This window comes from Shewanella hafniensis, assembly GCF_019655335.1.
GTDB lineage: Bacteria > Pseudomonadota > Gammaproteobacteria > Enterobacterales > Shewanellaceae > Shewanella > Shewanella hafniensis.
In genome coordinates, this window is sequence record NZ_BPFD01000116.1 from 1 (window position 1) to 9,163 (window position 9,163).

The window sequence follows — 9,163 nt, forward strand, 5'->3', positions numbered from 1 at the left end:
GTAATGACAAGAAGGAATGTCTATCTATGCGTATGTCCATTGTTGCATTAAGCATCACGGCCGCCTTATTGGCAGGTTGTGGAAGTGACAAAAAGGCTCCAGAGCCAGTCGCTAAGATCAACACAGCACCAACAACTGCTGATATGACCATTGATGTGTCGCAGTCTCTATTATTTACTGGCAAATTAGACGCGACAGATGCCGAAGGCGGTTTGACTTACTCTTTAGTTGATCCAACTGATTTAAAACTAGGTACTTTGACTTTAGTTAATAAAAGTACCGGTGAATTTACTTATGCTTCCAATGCCAGTGAAGGCACTGATGTTGTCAGATTTAAAGTATCTGACGGTCAGTATCAAGCTGAGGGCACATTAACAATTCATATCAAAAATGGCGATCCCTTATATGCTTATCAATGGCATTTGAAAAACACAGGCCAGAATTCTTTTGCATTGAATCGTGGTATCGCTGGCGAAGACATGAATGTTAGTGAAGCAATTTCAAAGCAAGTTATGGGTCAAGGCATCACAGTTGCCGTTGTGGATGATGGCTTGGAAATTTCTCATCCTGATCTGGTGAATAATACTGTCAAGGGAGGAACGTATAATCTGATCACAGGTTCAGTTGATCCTACACCTTTTTCTGGTGAATCTGGTCACGGCACTGCAGTGGGCGGGATTATCGCAGCAGAAGGTTGGAACGGTATTGGTGGTCGTGGTGTCGCCCCAAAGGCACAACTAATTGGTTTTAACTTCTTAGATTCCGATCCGACAGGTAAAGTGACAAATGTTCAAACATTTGAAAACTTTACTAAATCACATGGCGCTAGTGCTTACAGCGATAGTGCCCGTGTTTTTAACCAAAGCTATGGTTACAGTGTTCCTTTCCCACACGGTTTTGATGAGGATGAGTCTGAGGTATATCGCGATGTGGCCACTCAGAGCTTTGATGGAAAAGGGAGTATTTTTGTTAAATCTGCAGGTAATGGTTATGACTATTACCGTTTCAGCACCTTTTGGCTTCCAGGTGATTATTTTTCTGCTACAGCCGAAAACCCTGCTAACCATGGATTACCTTTCCATAATTCAAACATGTCCAGTGATAATGCAAACGTCTACAACTTAGTCGTTAGTGCAATTAATGCTAAAGGCGTGTTATCGAGCTATTCATCTGTAGGGTCTAATATTTTTGTCACTGCTCCAGGTGGCGAATATGGTGAAGTTAATCCAGCGATTGTAACAACAGACCGTGTAGGTTGTGAAAATGGATCTGCGATTGCAGAAGATCGCCCAAGCACACCGTTCCACGGTGGGTTACATCCTTTAAACTCAAATTGTGATTACACTTCGACAATGAACGGTACATCTTCAGCTGCACCAAATACTTCAGGTGCAGTCGCCGTGATCATGAGTGCAAACCCAGATTTGACGTGGCGTGATGTACGCAATGTTCTTGCCAAGACTTCAACCAAAGTGAATGCTGATATTGCGGCTAAAACCGTTACTATTGGTGAGGGCGATGCCGCTCAAGAATATGTTGCTATTCCGGAATGGCAAGAAAACGCCGCTGGTTATTCATTCCATAATTTTTATGGTTTTGGCCGAGTTAACGTAAGCGAAGCGGTAAAATTGGCTAAATCCTATGCTGAGGATTTAGGTGAATACGTGGTAACTGAATGGCAAGCGAGCCAAGAATTGGCAAAACCTATTCCTGATGCGGACGTCAATGGTGTTAGTGATACTCAGATGGTAGCGGATGATTTAATCATTGAAGCTGTACAAATCGAGTTAACGGCAGATCACTTACGTCTACCGGATCTTGCTGTTGAGCTAATATCTCCAGCAGGAACGAAAAGTGTATTAATGACACCTTATAATGGTTTGGTATATCAAGGTGTTATGGATAAAACAGATCCTGAAGATCTCATTACAGGCTTTGATGCAACGCCTATGCTGTCTAATGCTTTCTATGGTGAATCAGCTAAGGGAGAATGGACTATCAAGCTTATTGATGTGAATAGTGGTAACTATAGATTTATTAAGTATGATCAAGGTTATATCTCTATTCCTAATGAAGCTGATGGAAAACTAAAAGGTTGGTCAATTCGTTTCCATGGCCATGCTGCCAAGTCTGCATCTTAAGGAGTATTAAATGAAAGCGTTGAATTTATCATTAGTTGCAGTTGCTCTTACGTTATCTGCACAAGCTATGGCACATGACAAAGTTGATTTGGTTGAACCTCAAGGTGAAACACAAGGCGTCACAGTCAGTCGTGCTGAATTTTTGGGTACTGACAACCAATATTTTGTCAAAACTGATGCTGGCGTGAAGCAAGCGAAACAGTTAACAAAAGGACAGAAAGTAGTGACTCAGTCTGGTAAGCCATTTGCAGAAATGACAGGTAAATTGGTTGTTAAGCTTAAACCTGGCGTTTCAGCTGAGGATTTTGCAAAAGTTCATGGCCTGAAAGTGGATTGGCAAAACAAGAGTAATTTACTCTTGTTAGCCGCTGAAGATGGCACTGATCTCATCAACCTAGTGAACGCGATTAAAGCGTCCCCTGAAGTTGAACGAGCTAAGTTAGACCGCGCCATTGCCAAGCAAGAAGTACAGTAATTTTTGTTTGATTTAAAAGGGCCTATTGGCCCTTTTTTACTTTGGCGTTATGTTTTAAATTCATCTACAGAAAAAGCGATCAGCTTTTGCCAGAGTGCTTGGGCGACTGGGCCTAAAGGCGAGTGGGGTTTTCGCATCACATAGTAATCGAGTTGAATGTTGTTTTGTCTTTCGCGTAGTTCCAGTGCGATTAATGCACCTTGTTTGAGTGAATCTTCAATCATATAGTGCGGCAGCTTGCCCCAGCCCATGCCACTTTGAATAAGCATTTTCTTGGTATAAAAATCATTAACATACCAACGTCGTTGCCCCGCCTGTACCCCAAACTCAATATTCGCAGTACCTGAGCCCGTATCTTGGATCACGATTTGATATTCGTTAACGAGCTCTCGTGCGTAGCTCAGTGTCGGATGGCGCTCAAGCATGCGCGGCGCGGCGACATCGAGCAGGCTACCGGAAAATAAATAGGCTAATTCTAAATGACTCGAACGTATGGGCTCAATTCCGCCAGCTGAGATGATGATTTCGGCTTTATCTTGATTCAACGCTTCGAGTGCACCGGTTAAAAATTCTTGTTTGAGAATGATTTGAGTATAGGGGAACTCATTTTGAGTCAGCTCTAAAATCGGTAGAATTCGAGCGAGATTGAAAGAGGCTTCAAAAGCTAAGGTGATACTCGCTTCGTTGCCTTTGGCTAAATGTTTCGCCACTTGCTTCATTTCTTGCGCTTCATTCAGCACCCGCTGGGTATGTTGCAGCAGTTTTCGGCCTTGCTCTGTGATGGCGAGTCGATAACCTTCACGGTTAAATAAGATGAGATCGAGTTGAGATTCTAACTGTTTGATACTTTGACTAATGGCGGGTTGGGTTTTATGTAGCTTGTCACTGGCGGCTTTGAGTGAGCCCGCCTCAGCCACGGTTTTAAACATCAGCAGTTGGTCTAAGGTCACTGGGATTGCTCGCAAGTTATAAATTATTAGTTTATGAGATATTAGATTTTATTCCATATTTATTTATCTTTTATCGGCTCATAATCGACTCCATTCTCGCTTGTCGTCTGCGCATTTATGCCCAAGACTGACGGCAATATTAAGATCAATGGGGTGTGTGCGATGCGATTTTTAAACTTATGTGGTGCTAAGGGCTCAAGTATCAATGGCTTAGTTGCTGAGGCCGATACGCAGAAGCTATTCCTTTGTGCCAATACACTCAATCGCGCCGCCGCAACCGTTACACTGGCTATGAGCATAGTGTTTTTTATCTCAGGATTTGCCAAGTTATTTGGCGTGCCTATGTTCCATGTTCCGTTTACTTTGATGAATCTTCCCACCGGATTTGGCTATTTTATTGGTTTGATGGAAGTGATTGGCGCCCTTGGATTGTGTCTACGTGACTATCGAGTGTTATCGGCGAGCGGTTTGCTGGCGATTATGATGGGGGCGATTTATTTTCACTTTAACTATGAAGCGGCGATTAATGCACTGCCTGCATTGAGTTTATCGGCTGGACTCTTTCTAGTTATCAAACTGGATGAAATTATTGAGCGTTTAGTGCAATTTCAGCGACAGTTGGCGCTAAGTCGCTCCGCATTTTAAGTGATAAAAATTGAGTCTGAAGTCAGTCGTACCGATTTAAGTTAATTAACAAGAGAAAGTCATGATGCAAGTTAAAGCGAGTCGTATGCCTGTGCTATTTGTGCCCCACGGTGGTGGCCCAATGCCTTTGCTAAATGATGCCAATCATAAAGAGTTACGTGCTTTTTTAACCTCAGTGACCGCGCCCATTGAAACCCCTAAGGCGATTGTGCTGATCACCGCCCATTGGGAAGAATCTGTGGTGACCTTGTCGAGTAGCCCTAAGCCCAGCATTTTGTATGATTATTATGGCTTTCCACCCGAAGCATATCAGCTGACGTATCCTGCACCGGGTGAGCCAGAATTAGCGGCGCAGATTGTGAATATGCTCGCGGATAAAGGTATCGCCGCCCGCTTAGATAGCGAGCGAGCATTTGATCACGGCACCTTTGTACCACTTAAGTTGATGTATCCCGAGGCGAATATTCCCGTAGTACAAATGTCGTTAGTCCACAGTCTCGATCCTGAAACCCATATAGCGATTGGCGAAGCTTTAGCGCCGCTACGGGATCAAGGGGTATTGATTGTGGGCTCTGGCATGTCATTTCACAATATGCGGGCATTTTTCTCAAGCGATCCCTCGGTACAAAGCCGCAGCGCAGAGTTTGACTATTGGCTGACGCAAACATTAACCGCAAGTGATAGTTTTGCTGAGGTAAAAACAGCATTAACTCATTGGCAATCAGCCCCAGAAGCGCGGTTTAGCCATCCACGTGAAGAACATTTATTGCCTCTGCATATGTGTTTCGGTGCTGGTCATAATGGTTCATCTCATGCAGAACGTAACTTTAACGGCATTTTATTAAATACACTGATCTCAGGCTATATCTGGCAATAGTCTGATGTTGGATTGCCGTGGCTGAACATGGCAGTAAACCTAAGGTTAAGCATATTCAGCCAATAAAAAAGGTTCGTATCTGTTGAGGATACGGACCTTTTTCGTATTTAGGATTAAGCTGCGGCTGCTTGTAGCGACTAATTGATTAGCCTAGCGGTGTGACTCTTATGCGGTAAACACTAAACCCACGCTAAACAAGGTACTGAAAATCATGGTTAACTTAGCCGTGCGGCCGAGTAACGGATTTAATGCTTCACCGGACACCGCATAGAAATCGCTGCTGAGTTTACGGGCGATAAGCAGTGATAAGCCCGCAAGTAATACTGGTAACCCAGGTAAAATCCCCATTAGAAAGCCTGCAATCACTAAGCCGAAGGGCAGGTAAATCAGCGCTTGATATAACACTTTTGATTGTGCTTCGCCGATACGTACTGCCAATGTGTGTTTGCCCGCTTGGGTGTCGGTGCGAATATCGCGGGTGTTATTGACCAGCATGATCGCCGCATTGAACAGCCCAATGGCGCAGCCTAATAACCAAGCATTGATTGTGGTATCGCCCGCCTGCAGATAATAACTCCCCACGACGGCGACTAATCCAAAAAAGATAAAGGCCGCAACTTCGCCCAGCCCATGGGAAGCGAGGGGATAGGGGCCTCCACTGTAACCGAGTGCACCTAAAATGGCTGCCGCGGCGAGAATCGCGATAGGCCAGCCTCCGTGCCAAATTAAATAGGAACCCACAGCAAGTGCCATTAATAGGCAAAATATCATGGCATTGCGGACGCTCGTTGGTGGAATTAAACCACTTTGTGTCACGCGAACGGGTCCTAAGCGTTCGGCCGTGTCTATGCCGTTTTTAAAGTCAAAATAGTCGTTAGCGAGATTGACGGCAATTTGTAATAGCACAGCACACAGCATAGAAGTGGCAGCGATTAACCAGCTGTAACTCTCAAGATGCAGGGCGAGAATATTGCCTATCAATAGAGGACCTATGGCCGCGGGTAGCGTACGGGGTCTTATAGCTAAAATCCAAGGATTCATGGCGTCCAGTCGTTATTGGTAAATGGGAATGGTATCGAGCAAGGGCTCAATTAGCGCATAGCATAACAAGATTTAACACGAAAGTGAGCACTATCTAATAAACGCATTTAACAGAGTTTGAATTGGCGCACATATGTTCACTGATGTAGGCAAAGATTTGTCGTCAAGCTCAAAGAAAATCAAAAAAGTCTGTGTTTCTATAGCGGATGTTGTTGGAGACGCTGCACCGCCCAAGACATAGGCTTAACGCTAAATCCTATGTTCAACTGGAAATACCACAGGTGCTAGTCGCCTTATGCGGGTTGTTTTTGAGCATTCATTGGCGGCGTTTTGCCGCTACTGTTATGCCGATAAGGATATATTTGGATGCGTTTCGATAATAAGGTGGCGTTAGTCACTGGGGCGGGAGCAGGGCTAGGTCGAGCCTATGCCATCATGTTGGCTGAGCGGGGCGCGAAAGTGGTGCTCGTTGATCAGCCGTTATCGTCATCTGAGTCTATTTCTACCGATGGTGCTCAAACAATGCCGGCCAACTTAGCATTGATGCAAACCTACTGCAGCATTATTAAACTCGGCGGTGACTGTCTCTACTTTGTGCTCGATGTTAGCCAGCGGGATGAAGTAAACCGCATGGTCGAAGAGGTGATCCTACGTTGGCATCGCATTGATATCTTGATTAATAACGCGGGGGTCTACGGTGCTTGTCCGTTCGAACACATTAAGCTTGAGCAGTGGCAACGGCAATTGGATGTCGATCTCAATGGCAGTTTTTATCTGACGCAAGCCGTTTGGCCCTATATGCAACAACAGGATTATGGTCGGATCATGATGACGACGGGAGCTTCGGCCTTGTTTGGTGATCTGCATCAAGTCGGTTTCAGCGCGAGTAAAATGGCGCTGGTGGGCATGGTGAATTGCTTATCGATAGAAGGAGAAATTCATAATATTCGCGTCAATAGTTTATGCCCGCAGGCCGTCACAGCGATGACCGCCAAACATTTAGCAAGTGCGATTCAGCCGTTATTTTCCTTTGAGTCATTAACCGCCACAACGGCTTTTTTGGTGAGTGAACAGGCGCCCAATGGTCAACACTTACTCGCTGGTGCGGGCAGTGTCAGCCATGGCATGTTTGTCGAGTTTCAGCCGATGTATTTTAATGAGGGGCTTTTTACGCCAGATAATCTCGCGCAGCAGTGGCCCCAGCTATACCAATCCTTTCCAGTTACTTTGCACTCCAGTGGTGAGGATAAAGTCTTGTCTTGGTCTCAGTTAAGCGCGCTAGAACACCATATTAAAATTGATTGATTTCATTGTGAATAATCGATAGAAGACTGGTCAGCTTAAGGCGAACTGAGTTACCCTTTAGCATTAATGGCTAATTATGCAGTAGGATCCCATGAGTCAGGTATTAGACGATCTTTTATCATTACTTTCCCTTGAGCAAATTGAAATCGGCCTCTTTCGTGGTCAGAGCCAAGATCTGGGATTTGGGCATGTGTTTGGTGGTCAAGTGATGGGGCAAGCGCTGAGCGCCGCTAAACAAACCGTCCCCGTTGAGCGTAAGGTCCACTCATTACACTCCTACTTTTTACGTGCCGGTGACGAGAAGTTACCGATTGTGTATGAAGTCGAAAATATGCGAGATGGCGGCAGTTTTAGTGCCCGTCGCGTCAGTGCAATTCAAAAAGGTCGACCGATTTTCCACATGACCTGTTCCTTCCAAGAACCTGAAGAAGGATTTAGCCATCAAGCGATGATGCCGCAAGTACCTGGACCAGAAGGTTTATTGAATCAGCAGGAATTAGCGCTGACTATGCGGGATAAAGTGCCGCCGAGCATACTCGAAAAGTTTATGGCCGATGCGCCCATTGAGATGCGACTGGTTAATCCATTACATCCCTTTGCGCCCAAAGAAACTGAGCCGTACCGTCATGTGTGGATGAGGGCCAATGGTCCCATGCCAAATGACGCCCATATTCATGAATATTTACTCGCCTATGCCTCGGACTTTAACTTTCTGGTGACAGCGGCTCAGCCCCACGGCGTGTCGTTTTTAAGTCCTGGAGTGCGCATGGCGACGATAGATCATGCGATGTGGTTCCATCGCCCGATTAATATGGGAGAGTGGTTGCTTTACAGTATTGATAGCCCCAATGCCAGTGGTGGCAGAGGTTACGTCAGAGGGCAGTTTTTCAATCAACAAGGTGAATTAGTGGCTTCTTCTACCCAAGAAGGCCTGATCCGCATGGTAAAAGGACGTTAATATGTATCTGAAAATAAAGTCGTTTGTATTGTTCTCGCTCATGGCAATTCTGCTCAATGGCTGCGTGACGGTGAAACCTGAACCCCCGATTATCATCAATGGCGCAGCGGGTTATTTAGAGAAAATTCCCTTGCCTCAAGGTTGCCAAATCACTATTGCAATTATTGATTTGAATACCCCGGGTATTATCGTCGCACAGAAAACCTTTAACATCGCCAGAGCGCCAGTGCCGTTTAAATTTACGCTGCCTGCAAAATCGATAGATAAGAGTATCCAATATGGCGTAGTGGCGATGATCAAGTTCCAAGACCAAGTGATCTTCCAAACCTATGACAGGTTCCCTGTCGTCAATAATGATAAGTTCACGACAGAAGTGTTAATGAAGGCGGTCATGGCGAATTAATCACTCCTAATTATTGCCTGCGCATCATTTTTGTATTGCTGCAGATGTAGCCCTTTCAATTTATATTGCAAGGGCTTTTTTTGGTTAATATTCGGGTATTCATGCTGTAAATGTAAAATCAAATATGATTTTGCTTTACACAGAGCTAAGAATATTAATGCATAAGTTAGTATTTTTTATAAGGAATGCAATTTTGTAAAAATGGCATTCATACTAAATTTGCTTAAAAAGTTAAAGAAATGTTTAATTTGTGTTTAATTTTATTTTTGCAAATGTTTATTTTGTAACAGATAGTTTTCACGAATAATAATATTTTTACGGTCACTCGTTCTGTTTTTTTAATGCGCTATCTTGGTGCTCCAAGATTT

General features: G+C 44.4%; 9 protein-coding genes. 7 read left to right on the forward strand and 2 right to left on the reverse strand.

Annotated elements, in window-relative coordinates:
• Positions 1-26 precede the first annotated feature (26 nt).
• Positions 27-2,141: a S8 family serine peptidase gene (locus tag K5Q99_RS20555; RefSeq protein ID WP_220777985.1), complete on the forward strand. Its 2,115-nt coding sequence runs from the start codon at positions 27-29 to the stop codon at positions 2,139-2,141.
• A 10-nt stretch (positions 2,142-2,151) separates the two neighbouring features.
• On the forward strand, positions 2,152-2,616 hold the full coding sequence (locus tag K5Q99_RS20560; RefSeq protein WP_220777979.1) for a serine protease external chaperone: 465 nt from the start codon (positions 2,152-2,154) through the stop codon (positions 2,614-2,616).
• Between the two features lie 47 nt (positions 2,617-2,663).
• Here K5Q99_RS20560 and K5Q99_RS20565 read toward each other — a convergent pair whose 3' ends face one another.
• A complete protein-coding gene (locus K5Q99_RS20565; RefSeq protein WP_220777980.1) occupies positions 2,664-3,566 on the reverse strand; it encodes a LysR family transcriptional regulator in 903 nt (300 codons plus the stop codon).
• A 162-nt stretch (positions 3,567-3,728) separates the two neighbouring features.
• Here K5Q99_RS20565 and K5Q99_RS20570 point away from each other — a divergent pair, with 162 nt between their 5' ends.
• Both K5Q99_RS20570 and K5Q99_RS20575 read left to right on the forward strand, forming a co-directional pair.
• Positions 3,729-4,211: a DoxX family protein gene (locus K5Q99_RS20570; RefSeq protein ID WP_246604550.1), complete on the forward strand. Its 483-nt coding sequence runs from the start codon at positions 3,729-3,731 to the stop codon at positions 4,209-4,211.
• Between the two features lie 61 nt (positions 4,212-4,272).
• Positions 4,273-5,088, forward strand: coding sequence for a DODA-type extradiol aromatic ring-opening family dioxygenase (locus tag K5Q99_RS20575; protein ID WP_220777982.1), 816 nt, complete (start codon positions 4,273-4,275; stop codon positions 5,086-5,088).
• A 165-nt stretch (positions 5,089-5,253) separates the two neighbouring features.
• Here the strand turns inward: K5Q99_RS20575 and K5Q99_RS20580 are convergent, their stop codons facing one another.
• Positions 5,254-6,129 carry a 1,4-dihydroxy-2-naphthoate polyprenyltransferase gene (locus tag K5Q99_RS20580; RefSeq protein WP_220777983.1) on the reverse strand — a complete coding sequence of 292 codons (876 nt, stop codon included), beginning with the start codon at positions 6,127-6,129 and terminating at the stop codon, positions 5,254-5,256.
• Between the two features lie 366 nt (positions 6,130-6,495).
• On the opposite strand from K5Q99_RS20580, the gene K5Q99_RS20585 reads away from it, so the two are divergent.
• The 3 genes from K5Q99_RS20585 to K5Q99_RS20595 all read left to right on the forward strand — a co-directional run bounded on the left by K5Q99_RS20585 (position 6,496) and on the right by K5Q99_RS20595 (position 8,795).
• Positions 6,496-7,434 (forward strand): SDR family NAD(P)-dependent oxidoreductase, encoded by a 939-nt coding sequence (locus tag K5Q99_RS20585; protein WP_220777984.1) that lies wholly within the window; start codon positions 6,496-6,498, stop codon positions 7,432-7,434.
• Positions 7,435-7,525: 91 nt separating this feature from the next.
• Entirely contained in the window at positions 7,526-8,392 is an 867-nt protein-coding gene (tesB, locus tag K5Q99_RS20590) for an acyl-CoA thioesterase II (RefSeq protein ID WP_006082309.1), read from the forward strand.
• 1 nt (position 8,393) lies between these two features.
• A complete protein-coding gene (locus tag K5Q99_RS20595; protein WP_006082308.1) occupies positions 8,394-8,795 on the forward strand; it encodes a YbaY family lipoprotein in 402 nt (133 codons plus the stop codon).
• Positions 8,796-9,163: the final 368 nt, after the last annotated feature.

What these genes read in the sequence shown, in the direction of transcription:
- K5Q99_RS20555 (WP_220777985.1), top strand. Translation starts at nt 27, where the DNA reads ATGCGTATGTCCATTGTTGCATTAAGCATCACGGCCGCCTTATTGGCA.
- K5Q99_RS20560 (WP_220777979.1), top strand. Translation starts at nt 2,152, where the DNA reads ATGAAAGCGTTGAATTTATCATTAGTTGCAGTTGCTCTTACGTTATCT.
- K5Q99_RS20570 (WP_246604550.1), top strand. Translation starts at nt 3,729, where the DNA reads ATGCGATTTTTAAACTTATGTGGTGCTAAGGGCTCAAGTATCAATGGC.
- K5Q99_RS20575 (WP_220777982.1), top strand. Translation starts at nt 4,273, where the DNA reads ATGATGCAAGTTAAAGCGAGTCGTATGCCTGTGCTATTTGTGCCCCAC.
- K5Q99_RS20580 (WP_220777983.1), bottom strand. Translation starts at nt 6,129, where the DNA reads ATGAATCCTTGGATTTTAGCTATAAGACCCCGTACGCTACCCGCGGCC.
- K5Q99_RS20585 (WP_220777984.1), top strand. Translation starts at nt 6,496, where the DNA reads ATGCGTTTCGATAATAAGGTGGCGTTAGTCACTGGGGCGGGAGCAGGG.
- tesB (WP_006082309.1), top strand. Translation starts at nt 7,526, where the DNA reads ATGAGTCAGGTATTAGACGATCTTTTATCATTACTTTCCCTTGAGCAA.
- K5Q99_RS20595 (WP_006082308.1), top strand. Translation starts at nt 8,394, where the DNA reads ATGTATCTGAAAATAAAGTCGTTTGTATTGTTCTCGCTCATGGCAATT.